Source organism: Candidatus Acetothermia bacterium (assembly GCA_024653305.1).
Lineage (GTDB): Bacteria > Bipolaricaulota > Bipolaricaulia > Bipolaricaulales > Bipolaricaulaceae > JACIWI01.
Genome location: JANLFW010000002.1, coordinates 27,525 through 46,834, shown reverse-complemented (window position 1 = coordinate 46,834; position 19,310 = coordinate 27,525). Strand labels below are relative to the sequence as shown.

The 19,310-nt window shown below is 65.0% G+C and carries 17 protein-coding genes; 8 read left to right on the top strand and 9 right to left on the bottom strand.

What is annotated here, in order from left to right; all coding sequences use genetic code 11:
• Positions 1–3 precede the first annotated feature (3 nt).
• From murQ to NUV94_01405, 5 genes are all read right to left on the bottom strand, one after another.
• Positions 4–921, bottom strand: coding sequence for an N-acetylmuramic acid 6-phosphate etherase (gene murQ, locus NUV94_01425; protein MCR4391450.1), 918 nt, complete (start codon positions 919–921; stop codon positions 4–6).
• Positions 922–950: 29 nt separating this feature from the next.
• Positions 951–1,766 (bottom strand): ABC transporter permease, encoded by an 816-nt coding sequence (locus NUV94_01420; protein MCR4391449.1) that lies wholly within the window; start codon positions 1,764–1,766, stop codon positions 951–953.
• A gap of 37 nt (positions 1,767–1,803) precedes the next feature.
• Entirely contained in the window at positions 1,804–2,751 is a 948-nt protein-coding gene (locus tag NUV94_01415) for an ABC transporter permease (protein MCR4391448.1), read from the bottom strand.
• Between the two features lie 62 nt (positions 2,752–2,813).
• Positions 2,814–4,361 (bottom strand): ABC transporter substrate-binding protein, encoded by a 1,548-nt coding sequence (locus NUV94_01410; protein ID MCR4391447.1) that lies wholly within the window; start codon positions 4,359–4,361, stop codon positions 2,814–2,816.
• Positions 4,362–4,470: 109 nt separating this feature from the next.
• Entirely contained in the window at positions 4,471–5,226 is a 756-nt protein-coding gene (locus NUV94_01405; GenBank protein MCR4391446.1) for a GntR family transcriptional regulator, read from the bottom strand.
• An 80-nt stretch (positions 5,227–5,306) separates the two neighbouring features.
• Between NUV94_01405 and NUV94_01400 the strand changes: the two genes are divergently transcribed.
• The 3 genes from NUV94_01400 to NUV94_01390 all read left to right on the top strand — a co-directional run bounded on the left by NUV94_01400 (position 5,307) and on the right by NUV94_01390 (position 8,754).
• The gene (locus NUV94_01400) at positions 5,307–6,110 is read left to right on the top strand and encodes an electron transfer flavoprotein subunit beta/FixA family protein (protein ID MCR4391445.1); all 804 of its coding nucleotides are present in this window, start codon (positions 5,307–5,309) and stop codon (positions 6,108–6,110) included.
• A 9-nt stretch (positions 6,111–6,119) separates the two neighbouring features.
• Positions 6,120–7,130, top strand: coding sequence for an electron transfer flavoprotein subunit alpha/FixB family protein (locus NUV94_01395; GenBank protein ID MCR4391444.1), 1,011 nt, complete (start codon positions 6,120–6,122; stop codon positions 7,128–7,130).
• A gap of 199 nt (positions 7,131–7,329) precedes the next feature.
• A complete protein-coding gene (locus NUV94_01390; GenBank protein ID MCR4391443.1) occupies positions 7,330–8,754 on the top strand; it encodes an FAD-binding protein in 1,425 nt (474 codons plus the stop codon).
• Between the two features lie 30 nt (positions 8,755–8,784).
• On the opposite strand, the gene NUV94_01385 is transcribed toward NUV94_01390, so the two are convergent.
• Both NUV94_01385 and NUV94_01380 read right to left on the bottom strand, forming a co-directional pair.
• On the bottom strand, positions 8,785–9,681 hold the full coding sequence (locus tag NUV94_01385; GenBank protein MCR4391442.1) for a nucleotidyltransferase family protein: 897 nt from the start codon (positions 9,679–9,681) through the stop codon (positions 8,785–8,787).
• Positions 9,682–9,693: 12 nt separating this feature from the next.
• Positions 9,694–11,076: a glycosyltransferase family 4 protein gene (locus NUV94_01380; GenBank protein MCR4391441.1), complete on the bottom strand. Its 1,383-nt coding sequence runs from the start codon at positions 11,074–11,076 to the stop codon at positions 9,694–9,696.
• Positions 11,077–11,285: 209 nt separating this feature from the next.
• On the opposite strand from NUV94_01380, the gene NUV94_01375 reads away from it, so the two are divergent.
• The 5 genes from NUV94_01375 to NUV94_01355 are packed head-to-tail and all read left to right on the top strand — an operon-like array spanning position 11,286 to position 16,582.
• The gene (locus NUV94_01375) at positions 11,286–12,566 is read left to right on the top strand and encodes an ABC transporter substrate-binding protein (GenBank protein ID MCR4391440.1); all 1,281 of its coding nucleotides are present in this window, start codon (positions 11,286–11,288) and stop codon (positions 12,564–12,566) included.
• Between the two features lie 48 nt (positions 12,567–12,614).
• Positions 12,615–13,490, top strand: coding sequence for a sugar ABC transporter permease (locus NUV94_01370; protein MCR4391439.1), 876 nt, complete (start codon positions 12,615–12,617; stop codon positions 13,488–13,490).
• On the top strand, positions 13,487–14,308 hold the full coding sequence (locus NUV94_01365) for a carbohydrate ABC transporter permease (protein ID MCR4391438.1): 822 nt from the start codon (positions 13,487–13,489) through the stop codon (positions 14,306–14,308). The genes NUV94_01370 and NUV94_01365 overlap by 4 nt, the downstream gene beginning before the upstream one ends.
• A gap of 4 nt (positions 14,309–14,312) precedes the next feature.
• The gene (locus tag NUV94_01360) at positions 14,313–15,437 is read left to right on the top strand and encodes an ABC transporter ATP-binding protein (GenBank protein ID MCR4391437.1); all 1,125 of its coding nucleotides are present in this window, start codon (positions 14,313–14,315) and stop codon (positions 15,435–15,437) included.
• The gene (locus NUV94_01355; GenBank protein ID MCR4391436.1) at positions 15,434–16,582 is read left to right on the top strand and encodes a hypothetical protein; all 1,149 of its coding nucleotides are present in this window, start codon (positions 15,434–15,436) and stop codon (positions 16,580–16,582) included. Before NUV94_01360 ends, NUV94_01355 begins: the two co-directional genes overlap by 4 nt.
• A gap of 64 nt (positions 16,583–16,646) precedes the next feature.
• Here NUV94_01355 and NUV94_01350 read toward each other — a convergent pair whose 3' ends face one another.
• Positions 16,647–17,996 carry a Gfo/Idh/MocA family oxidoreductase gene (locus NUV94_01350; protein ID MCR4391435.1) on the bottom strand — a complete coding sequence of 450 codons (1,350 nt, stop codon included), beginning with the start codon at positions 17,994–17,996 and terminating at the stop codon, positions 16,647–16,649.
• A gap of 117 nt (positions 17,997–18,113) precedes the next feature.
• Positions 18,114–19,307 carry an FAD-dependent oxidoreductase gene (locus NUV94_01345; GenBank protein MCR4391434.1) on the bottom strand — a complete coding sequence of 398 codons (1,194 nt, stop codon included), beginning with the start codon at positions 19,305–19,307 and terminating at the stop codon, positions 18,114–18,116.
• Between the last annotated feature and the right edge of the window lie 3 nt (positions 19,308–19,310).

Here is a 19,310-nt window from a genome sequence, read left to right as displayed (position 1 = left end):
GTCTCAGCACGCATCTTCACCTCCGATGCCCAGTGCTTCCAGTGCTTTCCGCACATACCCTCCATGCGATTGGAGGAGTTCGCGGGCAGTTTGGCATGACACACGCCCGAGGAGCATCAACAGCGCGGTCTTGACCTGATAGTTCGCGTCTTGCAGGACCACTTCCACTACCGCTTCGTCCTCCCCGGTGATGGCCATGAGGATGCGGGCCGCTCGCTCCCGCAGCTTTCGGTTCGTGGCCTGGAGATCGACCATAAACCGATCGTAGACCTTCCCAAGTCGGATCGCCGCCGTTGTGCTCACCATGTTGAGGACCAGTTTCTGGGCGGTGCCAGCCTTCAGCCGGGTTGAGCCCGCGACGACCTCTGGCCCCACCACGACCACCACCGGGATGTCCACTAGCCGGGAGATGGTGGAGGCGGGGCTGCAGGTGATGGCGCCCGTGGTGCACCCCCGTTTCTTCGCGGCCGCGGCGCACCCCAGGACAAAGGGTGTCTCCCCGCTGGCGGTGATCCCGATCACGAGATCCTCGCGGCCCATCTCCTTCTCGATGACCACGGCCTGCCCGGCCGCCTCGTCATCTTCGAGGCCCTCCCACGACCTGAAAAATGCGCCTATTCCCCCGGCAAGGATAGCCTCCACACGTCCTGCGGGGATCCCAAAGGTGGGCATGCATTCCACAGCGTCCAGAACCCCCAGGCGGCCGCTCGTCCCCGCCCCCACGTAGAACACCCGGCCTCCCGCCTCATAGGCGCGCACGAAGGCATCCACGAGCCGAGCTATGGTCTCCAATTGGGAGGCCACGGCCAGGGGGACTTTCTGGTCCTCGGCGTTCATAATGTTGAGGATGCCCAGTGTCGTCTTCGTGTCCAATCCCACGGCTACCGGGTTCGGCTGTTCCGTCACGGGAAGGTCCAGCATCCACCCATCCTTCACCTCTGCTCCTTTCCCTATTGCGTCCTCCTCAGCTTGGGATCCAATACCTCACGGAGACCGTCGCCCAACAGGTTGAACCCCAGCACGGCAAGGCCGATGGCGAGCCCAGGAAAGATCACCGGCCATGGACTGAGCTGGATGTAGGGACGATTCTCGCTGACCATCAGCCCCAATGCGGGATTCGGGGGCTGGGTACCGAGCCCAATAAAACTCAAGGACGCCTCAAAGAGGATGGCTGTGGCCAGATTGATCGTGGCTTGCACGAAAATAGGGATGGTTACGTTGGGTAGTACATGACGGAGGATGATTCGCATATGGCTAGCTCCTAAGCCCCTAGCCGCTTCCACAAACGCTTCCTCCTTAACGACCAGGGTAGGGCCCCGAGCCACGCGCGCAAATATAGGGATATACACAATCCCAATCGCCAGCACCGTGCTCCGGAACCCTGTGCCCAAGATCACAGCGATGACGATGGCGAGTAACAGGACCGGGAAAGCAAACAGGACATCCATTGCCCTCATGACCAGGGTATCCCAAGAAGCGCCGAGGTAGCCCGCGGTGATACCGAGGGCACTTCCCATGGCCATGGCGAAGATCACGGAGAGCGAGGCGATGCTGAGGGAACTCCGATATCCGTGGAGGACGCGGCTTAGGACATCCCTGCCGTAGAAGTCAGTCCCAAGGAGATACCGACCGAAGGGGGGGGCAAACCGGTCCCCGGGATGCATCCTCGTCGGCTCGTAAGGGGCCACTAGGGGACCAAGACCGGCCACCAGGGCGAGGACCGTGACGATGGTCAACCCGAGTGTGGCCCGGAAGTTCCGGAACAAAACGGAACGCCTCCTGGCGCCGGCCTCTAGAATTAGATCAGGCATAGCGTATTTTGGGGTTAAAATATACGTACAAGATGTCAACAACAAGGTTAGAAACCGCGAAACCTACGGCTGAAAATAAGACCACGGCCTGAAGGAGCGGGTAGTCCCGCTGCACAATGGCTTGGGCCCCCAGTCTGCCCAAACCGGGGACGGCGAACACTTGCTCCACCACGATGGCCCCGCCGATCAGGTATCCGGCGGTGATGCCGATCGAGGTGATGATGGGGATCATCGCCGTCCGCAGCATGTGTCGGAAGAGGACGGCCCTCTCCGATAGACCTTTGGCCCTGGCAGTTTTGACGTAGTCGCCCTGCGCGCTCTCCAAGACGCAGGCCCGTGTCATCCGAATGATGGAAGCTATGCTGGGGAGGGCCAAGGTGAGCGCGGGGAGGAAAAACCCCCAGAGGTTGCCGAGAGGAGACGAGAAGAATGACGGATACTGAAGAAGAGGGAACAGGCGCAGCCGTACGCTGAAGAGGAGGATGAGCAACGCACCGACCCAGAACGAAGGGAGCGATAGTCCCAGCAAAGTGGTCAATTGCACGAGGCCGGCGATGGCCCGTGAGGAAGTGGCTGCTCCCACTGTGCCGAGGGGTATGCCCACCGAGACGACCAAGAACAAGGCATAGAGAGCGAGCTCGATCGTGAACGGCATGGCCTCGAGCACCATGGAGAGGACTGGCCTCCCCGTGCGCGGCGAGGTGCCGAAGTCGCCCGTTGCCGCCCGAAACAGCCAACGGGTATATTGCTCGTACAGGGGCCGATCCAACCCCAGGGTGCGCCTCACCTCTTCCAGCTTGACCGGATCCACCGTCTCGAAGCCCAGAATGACCTCGGCGGGGTCACCGGGAATGGCATGCATCAGCAAGAAGGTGATGGTTGAGATCACGAGGAGAACGGGGATGAGGAGGAAGATGCGCTTGAAGACATAGCTTCCCACCGCTGGCCTCCTTGCGGTGTGCCGGGGATCATCCCCGGCACACCGTACCAACACGTTGGCCTTTACCTGGCGAAGCTGGTTTGGCGCAAGAACACGGTGGAGCTGTTGGGCAACAGCACGAAGCCCGTCACGGTATCCTTCACCACCGCGTAGAGATCCGCGTAGGCGATGAATAGGAAGGGCACTTGTTCCGCGAGCCGACGTTGGAGCGCGGCGTATACATCACGGCGCGCTTGGGGGTTGGCAATCAACTGTCCTGCCTCGAGAAGCCGGTCCGTAGCTGGATCATTGTATTTGAAGACGTTGGTAGTCCCAGTGGAATGCACGTGCCGGTAAAGGTGGATGTCCGGGTCCACGGAGCCCGCGTTGAGCGACACGAACGTGTCGAAATCGCTATTGCGCCAACGGCTGAGGAAGGTGGCGAAGTCCACGATCTCGATTTCCACCGCAATGCCCAGTGGCCGAAGCTGCTCCTGGATGACCAGGGCGACTTGTAGGGCCTCAGGCACGGTAGGGATGGGCATGATCTTCAACCTGAACCCATCGGGGTATCCAGCTTCCTCGAGGAGGTGCTTCGCCCTGGCAAGATCGGGTGTGTAGTTCGGCAAGTCCTCGGGCGGAAGAGGCGCCCAATCCACAAGGGATGGGGGCAATGGTCCTCCCACCTTGGCGGCGCCGAAGTAGACGAGGTCCACAATAGCCAGGCGATCGATGGCCAGGCTCAGGGCTTGCCGAACCCGGGCGTCGTCAAATGGAGGTCGGGCGTTGTTGATGCCGAGAAGGCTATACGCGAGTTGAGATACGGCCAGGATCTTCAGGCCCGGCGTGGGCCTGAGGAGCTGGACTGCCGTAGCGTCGACGCCAAACCCCAAGATCAGATCCACCTCTCCGGTCACAATGGCCGCCCGAAGCGTGGCCGGGTCGGGGATCACCCGGAAGAGAAGGCCGTCAAGGTAAGGCAGGCGGTTCCCCCGGCCATCGGTGCGCCAATAGCCTGGGTTCCGCACGAGCCTGACGAAGTCGGGACCGAACTCAGCGAGTCGGAACGGGCCTGTTCCAAGGGGCGTCGTCTTCGGGTCGGCCACTTTGGAGACGAAGTCACTCGGCACGATGGAAATCAACGCGAGGTAGGTGAGGAACGAGGCGGTGGGATACTTCAGGGTGATGCGCAACTGGTACGGACTCGTGACCTCGATCTCCCTCACCGAGGCCAGGTAGCTGGCCTGGGGTGAGGCCGTGGCCGGATCGAGTACCCGCTGGTACGTGTACTTCACATCTTCCGCCGTCAGGGGGCTTCCATCGTGGAACACCACCCCCTGGCGGATGGTGAACGTGTAGACGGTTCCATCTGGAGAGATCGACCAACTGGCGGCCAGCCCAGGCTTGAGCCCCATGTTCTCATCGAATTCGAGAAGGGTTTCGTAGACGTTCTCCATGATCCGAAACGAGGAAAACGCCGTGGCCACATGGGGATCCAGGTTCAGGATCTCTTGTGTCATCCCGATCCGCAATATGCCACCGTAGCTGGGCCCTCCCGGGACCTGTCCCATCGCCACAGGAGCCAAGGCCAGCAACACCCCCAGGGACATCCCCAACATGCGATACATCATGATAACCTCCTCCTTTGAGTCGTGTTGACGAACGCACGACGTTTCGCGTATTCGCAAGTTCCCTCGAGGGCCACCCCCTTTCGCACCCTGGTCTTTATATGACGGTGCACTAGCGGACCAACTCAACCACAAACCGATAACGGTCGCCTGGGTACACGGAGCGGACGTACTCGATAGGCGCCCCATTCTGCAGGTACGTGGTGCGCTCCAAGACCAACACCGGCTGACTGGGGACGATCTCCAAGAGCTCGGCCTCGTACTGGTCGGCGGGTTTGGCGGCCAGCGTTTGCACGGCCCGGCCCAGGCGCAGCCCGTACACTTCCTCCAGGGCCCTGTACAACGACCCCTCAAGAAGGCCTCGCTCCACCAACCCCGGGCAGAACCGGTGTCGGATGAATGCATTCTGAAAAGCTATCGGCTCGTCTTCCACCAACCGCACGCGCTGAAGGTTCACAAGGTCCTCGTCTGGCGACACTCCCATTCTCTGGGCCGCCTCCGCGTCCTTGACCACCTTGAACTCGAGGACTTTCGAGCTCGTGGAGAGCCCCCGCGATCTCATGTCCTCGGTGAAGCTCGTTAGCCGGCCGAGTTGATCCTGAACGCGGGACTTCACCACGAACGATCCGCGCCCTTGCTCTCGGACGAGGAACCCCTCGTGCACCAGCTCGGCTAAGGCGCGCCGGATGGTCATTCGGCTCACGGCAAACTGCTTCTGGAGCTCGCTTTCCGAGGGGAAACGCCCACCTGAATCGAACTCTCCGGCGGTGATCCACGATCTGAAAATTTCCTTGCACTGGTAGTACAGTGGCACCGGACTGCGCCGGTCCAATCCTGCCGTAGCCTCCACCGCGGGTTGTCTGTACATATGGACGTCTGTATTATAGCACGAGAGACCATGGTGTCAAGCCGGAGGGGCGATCGCGGGAAACCACGGAGGGCAGATGAATGCGGATCCTCGCAGCGGTGAAGTACGTTCCAGATACGGATGAGCTCCGGATCGACGAGACCACGGGAACCATGATCCGGGAAGGGATCCCGGGGATCATCAATCCGCTTGACCTGTACACCGTGGAGGCGGCCCTGCGGCTACGGGAGGCGTACGGCGGGGAGATCGTCGCCCTGTCCATGGGCCCACCAACAGCGGAGAAGGCGCTGCGCGAGGCCTTGTCCATGGGAGCCGACCGGGCGTTCCTCCTCACCGACCGCCGATTCGCCGGCGCCGATACCTGGGCCACCGCCCTCACCCTGAGCGCAGCAGCCCGAAAGCTCGGACCTTTTGACCTCGTCTTGTGCGGCGAGCGAGCCACCGATGGGGAAACGGGCCAGGTGGGCCCTGAATTGGCGGCAATGCTCGACCTCTCTGCGATCACCTACGTGAGTGCGATCGAAGAGCTCCGCCTGCCTCAAACGGGGAACTCGGGCTGGATACGGTGTCGCAGGCTGACCGAGGAAGGCTACCAGCGCCTGGAGGCACCGCTTCCCGCCTTGCTCACCGTGGTCAAGGAGATCAACGAGCCCAGGCTCCCCACCTTTCGCGGGAAGCTTTCCGCCCGTCGGGCGGAGATCCGCCGTCTCACCCTGGATGACCTGGGCCTTAGCCCAGAAGAAGTGGGGCTAGATGGCTCCCCTACCCGCGTGGTCAAGGTGTTCTACCCAACCTTGAGCCGGGATACCGTGCTCGTCAACGCCCCACCGGAGAAGGCGGTGGAGGAGATCGTCTCCTTCCTGCGGGAACACGCGCTGATCTGAGGGGGATCCATGGAAGACTGGCAGGGCGTCTGGATCGTTGCTGAGCAAGGGCAAGGGAAACTCAAGCGGGTCTCGTTCGAACTCCTTGGGCGAGCCAGAAAGCTCGCAGACAAGCTCGGGGTCCCGCTGGGCGCCGTGCTTCTTGGGCACGACGTTGAGGGTGGGGCTCAGGAGCTCATCTGCCATGGCGCGGATCGGGTGTACCTCGTGGATCATCCGAGCCTTGCCCGGTTCGACCCCGATCCCTACGCACGCTGCCTAGAGCGGCTGGTGCGGGAGGAACGGCCGGCGATCGTCGTGGCCGCGGCCACCACAAGCGGCCGCACCCTGATGCCCATCCTCGCGGCACGCCTTCACACTGGGCTCACGGCCGACTGCACAGAGCTCGACATCGAGGAAGGAACAGGGCTCCTTCTCCAGACTCGCCCAGCAATTGGGGGGAATGTCATGGCCACCATCAAGACGCCAGATCATCGGCCGCAGATGACCACGGTGCGCCCCCGCTCCTATCCCCCCGCTCCTCGCGATCCCTGGCGCACCGGCGAGGTAGTCCGGCTGGACTTCCCCGAGGAGGTCTTCGCCAGCCGGTTCAGGCTTTTGGGCCTAGAGAAGCCCGAGGGAGGAGCGGCGAACATCGAGGACGCCGACGTGGTGGTGGCTGCCGGCAAGGGCTTGGGAAGACCGGACGGCCTCCGCTGGGTCCAGGAACTGGCTGAACTCCTGGGTGGAGCAGTGGGGGCCTCCCGGCCGGTGGTGGATCAGGGCTGGCTCCCCTACCCTCATCAGGTGGGGCTCTCTGGGAAGACGGTGTCGCCGAAACTGTACATTGCGTGTGGGGTGTCAGGGGCAATCCAGCATCTGGCGGGCATGCGCGGTGCGGAACTGGTGATCGCCATCAACAAGGACCCTCGGGCCCAAGTGTTCCAGGTTGCCGACCTGGCCGTGGTGGGCGATCTTGCCGAGATCCTGCCCCGCCTCGTCCGGCGCCTGCGGGAGATCAAGGGGAGCAGCTGCCCTTAGGACATGAATGAGACATCGGCTGATCCAGTGTTTCTACAGTGCCTCTTCTCTCCCCGGCGTGGGAGGGGCCAGGGGAGGGGGACAATCCGTTCTGCCCCCTCACCCTACCCTCTCCCAAGGCGGGGCGAAGCGAATAACTTCCGGAGGGATTCGCGATGTTCCATCTCATGTCTGGCTGCAGGTACAAGGGAGGGAAGACATGAGGTTTAACGAGGTGACCCTGGAGGTGGTGGACCGGCTGCGGGCGATCGTGGGTGAGGCCTACGTCCTCACTTCCCCGGAGGACTTGGAACGGTACAGCTTGGACGAGATCGAGGCGCGCTACCGACGCCTCCCCGAGGTCGTGGTGAAGCCTCGCACGGCGGAGGAGGTCGCCGCCATCTTGCTGCTCGCTAATGAGCAGCGGATCCCGGTCACCCCGCGGGGAGCGGGGACCGGGCTTTCCGGTGGGGCGGTGCCGGTCTTCGGGGGGATTGTCCTTTCCCTGGAGCGGATGAACGAGATTCTGGAGATCGACCCAAACAATATGATGGTCACCGTGGAGCCGGGGGTGGTGCTCGGGGACATGATGCGGGCGGTGGAGGCAAAAGGCCTCTTCTACCCGGTGGATGTGTCCACATTAGAAAGCTGTCATGTCGGGGGCAACGTAGCAGAAAACGCCGGCGGCGCCCGGGCGGTGAAATACGGGCTCACTGGCGACTGGGTATACGGCCTTGAGGTGATCACCCCCAGCGGGGAAATCGTGCACCTAGGCGGCAAGTGTATTAAGGATGTCACCGGCTACAACCTGGTGCAGCTCGTGGTGGGATCGGAGGGGACGCTCGGGGTCATCACCAAGATCACCTTCCGCCTCACCGTAAAGCCCAAGCACGTGCTCGACCTCCTTGTCCCGTTTGAAACCTTAGAAGGGGCGGTGACCCAGGTGCTCGGGCTTCTCCGCGAACAGCCCGGTCTTGCCACGATCGAGTTCATGGACCGCCTGAGCATCCGGGCATCGGAACGGTACCTCAACCTTTCCCTCCCCTATGACGACTGTGAGGCACACCTGCTCATCCAGATCGACGGGATGGAGGAAGATCAGGTATGGCAGATCGGCGAGATGGTCTACCGAAGGCTCACCGAGGCGGGGGCCAAGGAGGCGTTCGTGGCCGACAACCGCCTGACCCGGGAGCGGATCTGGCGGGCCAGGCGGGAGATCGCCGAGGCCCTCAAAGCACTTCACCAGCATGTATCGGTGGAGGATATCGTGGTGCCGCGGGCCAAGATCCCGGAGATGGCCCGCCGTCTGAAGGAACTCTCGCGCGCGCAAAACCTGGAGGTGCCCCTGTACGGTCACATCGGCGACGGCAACCTCCATCCGACCCCGGTGAGCGATGATCCCGATGAGGAGAGATGGATCCGTGATCTCGAGGCGTTCTTACTGGACATGTTCCGAGCAGTCCGGGAACTAGGGGGAAACCTCACCGCCGAGCACGGGGTGGGCCTGAAAAGGATCAAGTATCTTCCGCTCGCGTTCAGCGAGGCTGAGGTTGCGCTCATGGCCGCCATTAAGCGGGCCTGGGATCCAAACGGCATCCTCAACCCAGGGAAGATCTTCCCCCATCATCTCGGCAGGGGTATGTAGGGCAAGGCCGCGGTTTCGGTCATCGTGCGTTCAGCCCCGGCACAGCCAGGCACCCTGGCCCACCAGGGCGTTGCGGAGCTCGACCCCGATGAGGCGGACCCCCTCGTCCACCACGCAGCCGGAGAGGGAGGAGCTCCTGATCTCACACGGGCCGAGGACCACCGAGCGTTCCACGGCCGAGTCCACCACCTCGGCCCCGGGGTGGATCCAGCTCGCCCCTCCGGTATGGCGGAGGTTGGCCTCGATGTAGGTCTCGCGGTTGCCGATGTCGTACCAGCCTCCGCGAAAGGCGAACGCCTCGATTGGTTCCCGGGGAAGGAGCCATTCCAGGAAGTAGCCCGGGGTGTCGTGGCTCGCCGGGGCCTCGCTGAGGAACTCCCGGAATCGAGGAAGGACATGGCGCGGGAACAGGAAGCAGGCGGTGCTGGCGAGAGCTGAGCGGGGGACCTCGGGCTTCTCCTGGAACTCGACGACCTTGTCCCCCTGGACCACGGCCACCCCGTACCGGAGGCGGGCCGCGCGTGGGTCGCCGAGGTCATAGAGGGCCACGAGCGTCCGGCCCCGGAACGCCCGTACGAACCCAGCGAGATCGAGCTCGAACAGGTTATCCCCGCCGATCACAACCAGGTCGTCGTCCAGCCCCAGGCGGTCCACGAGGTACGCCAGTGCCCCCATGGATCCGAGTTTCTCTTCCTCGGACCGGGTTTCTTCCACCACCAGCTCCACCGGATGTCCCTCCGCCCACGCCGCAAACGCCGCGGCGAACCGGCGGTTCACGGAAAGGATCGGGCGATCGGAGTCGGGGATCCGGTCCATGAGCCAATCCAAAATGGGCTTCCCGGCCACGGGAAGGAGGGGCTTTGGCCGATCCCAGGTGATGGGCCAAAGCCTTCTCGCGTACCCACCGGCGAGGATGATCGTGCGCACCGTGTTCCCACTCTACTGTCGGACTCCGGGGCCGTCAACGGCCGGACGTCCACCGAGGGCGGCCGTCACCAGTCGGTCCAGGTATCCGGCCAGGGTTTCGAGGGAGAAGTGGGTCTTACCCAGCGCGAAGTTGTGCTCGACGACCCGTCGGTAGCGGTCCGGGCTCGCCAAAAGATCGGCGACCTCCTGTGCTGCCCGGCGCAAAACGGGCTCAGGCACGCGGGCGAGGCCCATCTCATCCCACTCGTGGCTATCCCCCAGCGACACGTACCGGAACCCCACCGGGGCGATGTCGGAGCGGAACACCGGGTATTCATAGAGCGCCACCGGCAGCTTCGCCCAGATCGCCTCCAACAGCTGGTTCCCCCACCCCTCCTGGAGCGAGGGGTAGGTGACGAAGTCGGCGCAGAGGTAGGTATCCCAGAACGAGAACCGGGGCGGCTTTCGTTCCAAAGCCACCCTATCCGACACGAACCGGGCGTCCACCCCCCGCTGGGCGATCCGCTCTTGGAGGGTCGCGCCGTACGCCGGGTCCTCTACCAGGTTGGGGAGGAGGAGCACCGGTCGGGCTCGGGAGCTGCCTCCGCGGGCGCGCACGCGCTGCGCTAGGGCCCCCTGGTATTCGGGCAAGGCGAGGCGCGCCACGAGTTCCACGGCGATCTCGATCCCTTTGCGGCGGACCACCCGCGTCGCCTGGAGGAACACCACGTCCTCCGGGGAAAGGCCCATCCGCTCGGGGAAGTTGGCGGAAAGATCGTCCCGGATCAGCGGGGCACTGAAGTCAAACACGTTGGGCACCACCACCGCGGACACCCCACGGTGGCGCAATTCCTCCTGGGCAAGGCGGTTGATGACGATGTGCGTCACGCGAGGGCTGCGGGGTGGATAGTGCTCGGCGAGCAGGTTCCGCACCAATGGGCACGTGGGGCTGCGGTAATCGTCCTTCTCCCAGTAGAAGTCGTGGTGATGGGCGATCGCCGACAAGTGAAGATCCTGAACGGCTCGCCACACACCGATCGTGGCGGGAAGATTGATCGGGAGCGCCCAGATGTTGTGCACGATGAGGAGATCGAGGCCGAAGCTGGTCACGAACCGTTTGACCCCCGCCTCGACCCGTGCCGCCACGTCCTCGATGTGGTCGTGGAGGGCGTCCTCGGACGAGTAATCCGCCAAGCGCTCCAGCGCGTTCTTGCGAATCTGAACAACCTCCGGATGGTCGAGGGCGAGTTCGGGGATGACAAACGCCCCTCCGCTTCCGCAGCGCCCGGCGCACAAAAAGGTCTGGTGCCCCAACCGCTCCAGAACCCGTCGGGATTTGTCGATCTCCAGCGACACGCCGTCCATTTCCCCGACGCGAAAATGGCAGATTCCAATCCGTGCCACGCCTCCCCTCATGTCACGATTATACGTCGATGCCGACCGCCTACGGGCGACGTCAGGACTTAACGCGTATGTGAACGAAAGAAAGGGGACGCGCTCTCCCGCTCGGTTGACAGACGCTACCACAACCGGGTAAACTGGAATTACTCTACAGGAAGGGGGGTGAATCCCAGGAGGGATCAGGAACCAATTCCAATCCCAGATGCAAAAGGAGGAAATTCAAGATGAAGAGGTGGAACATGCGGTGGTTGTTCATCGGATTGTTGGTAAGCGTCGGTGTCACGGCCGGGGTTGCCTCGCCGGACCTGACGTTCATGTCCACGCAAATGCGGCCGATCACCGAGGCGGAGTGGGCCCGCACAGAGCTCCTCCCGCCGTTCACGGAAGAGACCGGCATCCGCGTCGTTTTCCTGGGGGCGGAGGAGCCGGAGTTGACCAATCGTATTCTTGCCGAGTATCAAGCCGGGAAGGGATCGCTGGATTTGGTCGGCGACCTCCACGGGAACTTCCTCGTATACCACACGGCGCTCAAGGACCTGAGCGCGGAACTAAGCCTGCTTGAGGGGTTGGGCGACCGCACCCTGGCCAAGACGTTCGTGGAGCTCGGGCGCATTGACGGCGCCCAGGCCTACATCCCCTGGATGCAGGCCACGTACGTGCTGGTGGCCAACAAGAAGGCGCTGGCGTACATGCCAGGCCGGATGGCCACCGAGGGCCTCACCTACGACGTGCTTCTGGAGTGGGCGAAGAACGTCTACCAGGCCACCGGGGAAAAGCGGCTTGGCATCCCGGCCGGCCCACGGGCCTTGCTCCACCGGTTCCTCCACGGTTATCTCTACCCGTCCTTCACCGGGGCCCAGGCCAAGAAGTTCAACTCGCCGGAAGCGGTGGCCATGTGGCAGTACCTGAAGGAACTCTGGGAGTACGTGAACCCGGCCGCCCCCACGCTCGATTCCATGGACACGGCACTCCTCTCCGAAGAGGTCTGGATCGCGTGGGACCACACCGCCCGGGTGAAGACGGCGATCCTGGAGCGGCCGGATGACTTCGTGGTCCTGCCTGCTCCGGCGGGCCCCAAAGGCCGTGGCGTCATCACTGTGCTCGTCGGCCTCGCCATCCCCAACACCTCGCCCGATCCGGCTGGGGCTTACCTGCTCATCGAGTACCTGACCCGCCCCTCCACACAGGTCACGATCCTGCAGGGCGTGGGGTTCTTCCCTGTGGTCGCCGAGGCCGCCGGGGCGGTGCCCACCGGCGGGCTCAAGGTCCTCGCCGACGGGGTGGCCGTGCAGTCCGCGGCTCCCGATCTCTTGGTGTCCATCATCCCCGGCGGGTTCGGCGCCCGGTCGGGCGAGTTCAACAAAGTGTACCTGGACGCGTTCACCGAGATCGTGCTTCGCGGCCGGCCGATCGAGGACGTCCTTGCCCGGCAAGGGGCCCTGCTTGAGACGCTGTTCCGCGAGACGGGCGCCCCCACCCCGGTGCCCGACGTGTACCTGCCGTAGCCTGAGCGGGGCCGGGGGGGCCTTCTCCCCCGGCCCTGTTCTCATCCTATGAACCGGACGCAAGTTACACGGTGGCTGGTCTCGGAGAAGGTGCTGCCGTATTGGCTCATCCTCCCCACCCTCGCCTACGTCGCCGCGTTCTTCCTGGTGCCCCTGGCCCAGGCGCTCCTCCTTGCGTTCCGCACCGAGGGCGGCCAGTGGACGATGCGGTTCTTCGTGCGGATGGTGGAGGATGTCCGGTTTTTCGACGCCCTCAAGTTCACCCTGATCCTGGTGGCCATCGTCGTCCCTCTCCAGCTTGTCACCGCGCTCTCGATCGCCCTCCTGGTGAACACCCGCTTCCGCGGATCCCGGAGCTTCTTGTACATCTGTGCAATTCCTCTCGGAATTTCCGACCTTGCCGCCGGGTTGATTTGGTTCTCTTTGTTCACCCAGCACGGGTACGTCAACTCCTTCTTGTACACCCTAGGGCTGATCGACAAGCCCATCTACTTCCTGTCCACGCAGAACTTGGGGTGGGTGGTGGGGTCGATCGTGTTGGCCGAGCACTGGCGGGCGACGGCGATCGTGCTCGTGATCCTCGTCGCGGGCCTGCAGATGATCTCCCGGGACTACCTGGAGGCGGCGGAGGTGTTCGGGGCCCGGCCTTGGCAGAAGCTGTGGCACGTCACTTTGCCGCTCCTTAAGCCGTCGCTGCAGTCGGCGCTCATCATCCGGACCATCTTGGCCCTCCAGATGTTCGCCGTGGCCGTGGCGCTCGGCGGGCGCCTGGTGCCGGTGCTGGCCGGGGAGGCGTACTACTGGTACTACCTGTACCGCAACGCCAACGTGGCCTCGGCCTACGCCCTGTTCCTGATGGTCATTTCTCTCCTCCTGGCGTGGGGGTACCTGCGGTTCCTGCGGCCGCGGGAGGTGCGATCGTGACCTTTCCCCGCCTGCAGCGGCGGATCCTCCTCTACATGGCGGTGGTGGTGATCGCCCTGTGGGTCCTGGTGCCGCTCGTCCTCATCGCCTTGGCCGCGTTCACTCCCCGATTGGAGCTGTACCGCTGGCCGAAGACGATCATCCCGAGCGCGTTTTCTTCGGCGACGATGTCGTTCTTTCTACGCTCGTACGGGACGGTGTCCTCGCTCCGCAACAGCGTGCTGGTGGCACTGCTGACCCTGGGGATGACGCTCGTGGTGGGGGCTCCGGCCGGCTACGCGGTGGCTCGGTACGTGTTCCGTGGGCGGGAGGCATTCCGGTTGGGCATCCTGATGACCAGGATGTTCCCGACCTCGCTCCTGGCGATCCCGCTCATCGTGACGTTCATCCGGTGGGAGCTCTACGACACCCTGATCGGGGTTGCGTTCATGCATACCGCGATGGCGCTCCCGTTCGCGGTGCTCATCACGTCGGGGATCTTCTCCGGGGTGCCCAAGGAACTGGAGGAGGCGGCGATGACCTTGGGGTGCAGCCGTCTGGGGGCGTTCGTGCGGGTGGCGCTCCCGCTGGCCCTGCCGGGGCTGGCCGCGGCGGCGATGTTCACGTTCGTCATCTCCTGGAACGAGGTGTTCGCCGCGGCCATCCTCACCGTGCACAACCGCACGCTCCCTGCCCAGGTGTTGACGTCGCTCGAGGTGGCGCCGCTTGACTTTCGGTTCGCGGGGGGGTTCTTCATGATCATCCCCGCCGTGATCTTCATGGCCCTCGCCCGGCGGTACCTGTTCCAAATGTGGGGCGGGGCCATCGCGGAGAGGTGAGCTGGTGGCGGAGATCGGGCTGCAACGCGTGCGCAAGACGTTCGGCCGGGTGGTGGCGGTCAAGGACGTGGACCTGACCATCGCGGACGGGGAGTTCCTCGTCCTCCTCGGCCCCTCCGGCTGCGGCAAGACCACCACCCTGCGGTGCATCGCCGGGCTGGAGCGGGCCGACACCGGACGCATCTTCATCGGCGGCCGCGACGTGACCGAGCTGCCCCCGGCTCGACGCGGCATCGCCATGGTCTTCCAGAGCTACGCGGTGTTCCCGCACATGACGGTGGCCCAGAACATCGGGTTCGGGCTACGCATGAGGCACATCGCCAAGCGGGAGATCCGCGCCGCTGTGCAGGAAGCGGCAGAGCTCCTCCAGATCGACGAGCTCCTCGATCGCTACCCGGCCCAGCTCTCCGGCGGGCAGCGGCAGCGGGTGGCGGTGGCCCGGGCGATCGTGATGAAGCCGGAGGTGCTGCTCATGGACGAGCCCCTCTCCAACCTGGACGCGCTACTCCGCCTTCAGATGCGGGCCGAGCTCAAGCGCCTCCATCGGGAGATCGGCACCACCACCGTGTACGTGACCCATGACCAGATAGAGGCCCTCTCCCTGGGGGACCGGATCGCGGTGATGCGGGAGGGGGTAATCGTCCAGCTCGACCACCCGAACACCGTCTACGACCGGCCGGCGACCACGTTCGTCGCCGGTTTCATCGGCACCCCGCCGATGAACTTCCTGCGAGCCACGGTGAACACAAGCGGGGACGACCTGGCCCTCGCCGTGGGCGATTTCACCTTGCTGTTGCCCCCGGCGTGGAAGCCGAGCCTCCGGGCGATGGTGGGGAAGCTCGTCGTCGTGGGGATCAGGGCCGAGAACATCGGCGTGCACGCGGACGCGACGCCCGGTTCTCTTCCCGCTACCGTGCTCGTGTCCGAACCCTTGGGTGCGCAGCAGCTCCTGACCGTGCAGGTGGGGAAGGACGTGCTGAAGGTGGCCACCGCTCCGGAACCGCTCCTGCGGGCCGGGCAGACCGTCGGCCTTACCATGACCAAGGAGAAGCTGCGCCTGTTCGACGAGGAGAGCGGCAAGGCCCTGTCCATCGAGGCAGGCCCGCCTACGCAAGGAGAACACCGATGAGTCTGGTGGTTTTTCCGTTCAAGCGCGAGGACCCCGATGTCCTCCTTAAAAACGTGCGCATTGCCGCGGCCCATCCCCGGGTTCGGGGTGTGGTGTGCATTGGGGCCGATGAAGACGCATGCTTCCGTGCTGCGGCAGCCGCAGCCCCGGAGATCGCGCGGGCAACGGGCAGGCGGGTCGAGGTCATCGTCCAGGAGAGGATCGGAAGCAAACGCCCAGGCAAGGGCGATGGCATGAACACTGGGCTCCGGTACTTCCTCGCGAAGACCGACCACGAGCGGATCCACTTCTACGACGCCGACATCCTGTCCTTTTCCGAGGAGTGGATCACCAAGGCCGAGGACGCTGCCGATCAAGGGTACCAAGTCGTGCGTCACTACTTCCCCCGGGCGAGCACCGACGCGATGATCACCTGGTTCATCACCCGCACCGGGTTCGCCCTGCTGTGGCCGCGGTCGGAGCTCCCGCGCATCGAGCAGCCCCTGGGTGGGGAGCTTCTGCTCACCCGGCCGGTGGCCGAGGCTTTGGTTGCCAACCCCCGGGTGCAGGCCCAGAGCGACTGGGGGATCGACACCCTGTACACCTTCGCCACCGTGGCCGGGGGATTCGGGATGTACGAGACGTACCTCGGGGTCGGCAAGCTCCACAAGCTTTACGGGACCCTGACCGATCTCCGCACGATGCTCGTCGAGTGCTTCTCCGCCCTTCAGTCGCTGGCCGGGGAAAAGGTCCCCGAAGGCACCGTCCACCACGTCGAGTACCAGGGACCGGTGTCGGAGACGGTCAAAACGAAGATCGGCTACAACTTCGACGGGACCCTGGCCCTCCTCGCCCAAGGGTGGACCGCGCGCCAGCTTGCGCTCCTGGATCTCTTCCCCACGCGGGTGCGCGATGGCTTGGCCCGCTCGCGGAGCTTCCCGCAGCTTGGGTTCATGGACGACGAGGCCTGGTACGATACGTACCAGGTCCTGCTGCGGGAGTTTCGGGCCGACGATCCGGACTGGCAAGAGCTCCTGTTCAGGTTGTGGATCGTGCGGGTGCTCGCGTACACGGTGACGGTGGCCCTGCGCGGCTACGACGTGGCCATGCACCACCTGCACGGGATGGTGGAGCGCTACGCCCGCCGCGCGGCGCGAGCGCCCTAAGGCTGGTGGGCACCCGGCTTCCTCATCGCCTGGAGGCGTTCAAGGCGGCCACCTCCAACGGACCTCACCGGTCCAGATGGACGACCCTTCCCGTGCGTCGGGACTCCTCGGCGGCGAACGCCATCAGGTGACTGTCCACACAGTCCGAAAGCGACGTGATCGCCGCCGACGCCTCTGCTCCTGTCCGCAGCCGCTGAACCCGGTCCAGAAACGCCTGCATGAGCCCTTCATCGCCTCCTGCGTGCCCTTCCCCGCCCTGCGTGTGGAGCACAAGAGGCGGACCGGACGAGAATGGGTACGCGACGATCTCCCCCCGGCCGAGGTGCCCGCGGATCTCGCCGTGGGTGCCCATCAGCTTCACGGTGCGCGTGTTCTCCGCAGTGAACGCAGACACGATCAGCGTGGCCGTGATCCCCCCGGCGAACTCGAGGGTCACCACCTGATGGTCGGGGACATCGTTGTCGCAACGGAACACGCACCGCCCGTACGGGCTTTCCCGAAGCGCCTGGAGCCGCGCGGTCGGCCTTGGGTCGACGGTGATCACCGATCCCGGCCACCCGGTGCGGTGGGCGAACCGTCGGACGTAGATCTCGACCGCCGAGTATAGGCAGGTGGGCTCGACCGGGCATGGGTCGGTGCACCGTTCGGTGGCCCCGGGCGGGGCGTTCTCCGGCCGGAAGTACGTCAACTCGCCGCACGAACTCACGCTCCGACAAGGGCGGTCGGCGAACCAGCGGATGAGGTCGAAGTCGTGGCAGGCCTTGGCGAGGATCATCGGGCTTGCGGTCTCGGCCCTGCGCCAATTGCCCCGCACGTAGGAGTGGGCGAAGTGCCAGAACCCGATGTTCTCGATGTGGACGATGGAGATGAGGCGGCCAATCCGACCCTCGTCAAGAAGCCGCTTGATCGTGGCGAAGAACTCCGTGTACCGCAGCACGTGGGCCACGGTCACCGACCCCGAGGACTCCATGGCCGCTCGTTGGAGCCGGAGGACCTCATCGCGCGTGGTGGCGATGGGCTTCTCCAGGAGGATGTGGTAGCCGAGGGCGAGCGCCCGAAGGGCCGGCTCCACGTGCACGCGGTCCGGGGTGGCGATGATGAGGGCATCGGCCAAGCGTTCGCGGGAAAGGAGGTGTTCCCAGGTCGTGAAGGCTCGGTCCGGCGGAAGACGGTGGAGCCGGACCGTCAACGCCCGTCGGGTCGGGTCCGGTTCGGCCACCGCCACCAGCCGCGCCGCCTCTGGATGACGGAAGATGTAATCCCCGTACACCTCGATTCCCCGTTGCCCGGCTCCGACGAGCGCCACGGACACGGGCGCCGTTTCCCCACCGTCCGCCACGGTCACGGGCCCCAGTGTACCCCGGGGAAGGGCAAGAAGCCCCCGACCGAACCGGGTCCGTTCCTTGCCCGGCACCAGCCCTTCGTCGCCGATGACGATCTTCGCCCCGGGCGTGGCTGGCGGCAGGTAAAAGCCCGTGCACCACCCACCCCTCGGTGCCGGTCGGCCTCGGTGAAGCCATGGTTGGGCCGGTCAGCTCGGGGAACCGAGAAGCCGGTCGATTTCCCCTTCTGCGTAGGCCCGGTCCTGGATCCACGCCTCTACCTGGGCGGCGAGGTCCGGCGCCCCGAGGAGGATCGCCCCCACCAGCCGTCCCTCGCGATCGAGCACGAACTTGAGGTAACGGGCGTGCTCGGGATCGGCCTGGCGCAGCTCCCGGCCCGGCCCGCCCTGGGGCTGGGTATCGCCCAAGCACACCAGGTCCACCCCGGCCACCTTCAGCCGGTTGGTGGGGGTAGTGCCGGTGTAGGCCGCGCTTCCCGGTTCGACCATGTTCTGGGCAGCGACCTCGGCCTGCTCCCGGGCGGCGGGGATGATCCCGTAGCTCCTCCCCCGCCACTCCGCGACATCGCCGGCGGCGTAGACGTCGGGTGCTGTGGTACGAAGCCGATCGTCCACGACAATCCCGCCCTTGACCTGGAGCCCGGCCGCCGCGGCCAGCGCCGCCCGAGGCCGTACCCCGGCCGCGAGGAGCACCAGTTCGGCCGGGATCTCCTCCCCTGAGGCAAGCCGCACCCCGGCCGCCGTCGTATCCCCATAGATCCCGGTGCAGTCCACGCCGATGCGCAGGGTGACCCCGTGCTGGGCGAGGAGCGCGGCCAGGACCTGGGCCCCATCCGGGTCGAGCTGGCGGGGGAGAAGCCACGGCCCCCGTTCGAGCACGGTCACGGCGAGCCCGCGGTCGCGGAGGGCCAGGGCCGCCTCCAGGCCGAGCCAGCCCCCGCCGATGACCGCGGCGCTCGACCCCCCTTCGGCCTGGGTCCGGATGCGCTCCGCGTCCGCAGCCGAGCGCAGGGTGAACACGCCCGGTTTGTCCGTGCCCGGGATCGGCGGACGCAGGGCCTGGGCTCCGGCGGCGAGGAGCAACCGGTCGTAGGAGAGCTCATCCCCTGCGGTCAGGGTCACCCGGTGCCGCGCCGGGTCGAGGGCCACCACGGTGGTCCCGGTGCGGTACACGATGCCATGGCGGTCGTACCACCCCTGGGGAAACGGGGTGATGTCGGCGAGGCCCTTCCGTCCGGCGAGGAGGTCGATCAGGCCGGGGCGAAGGTAGTAGAGAACCGGTTCCGCCTCGAGGATGGTGATCCGCGCGGTGGGGGCCAGGGTCCGCAGCTTACGGGCGGCGGTGACCCCGGCGATCCCCCCGCCCACGATCAGAACATGCATCCG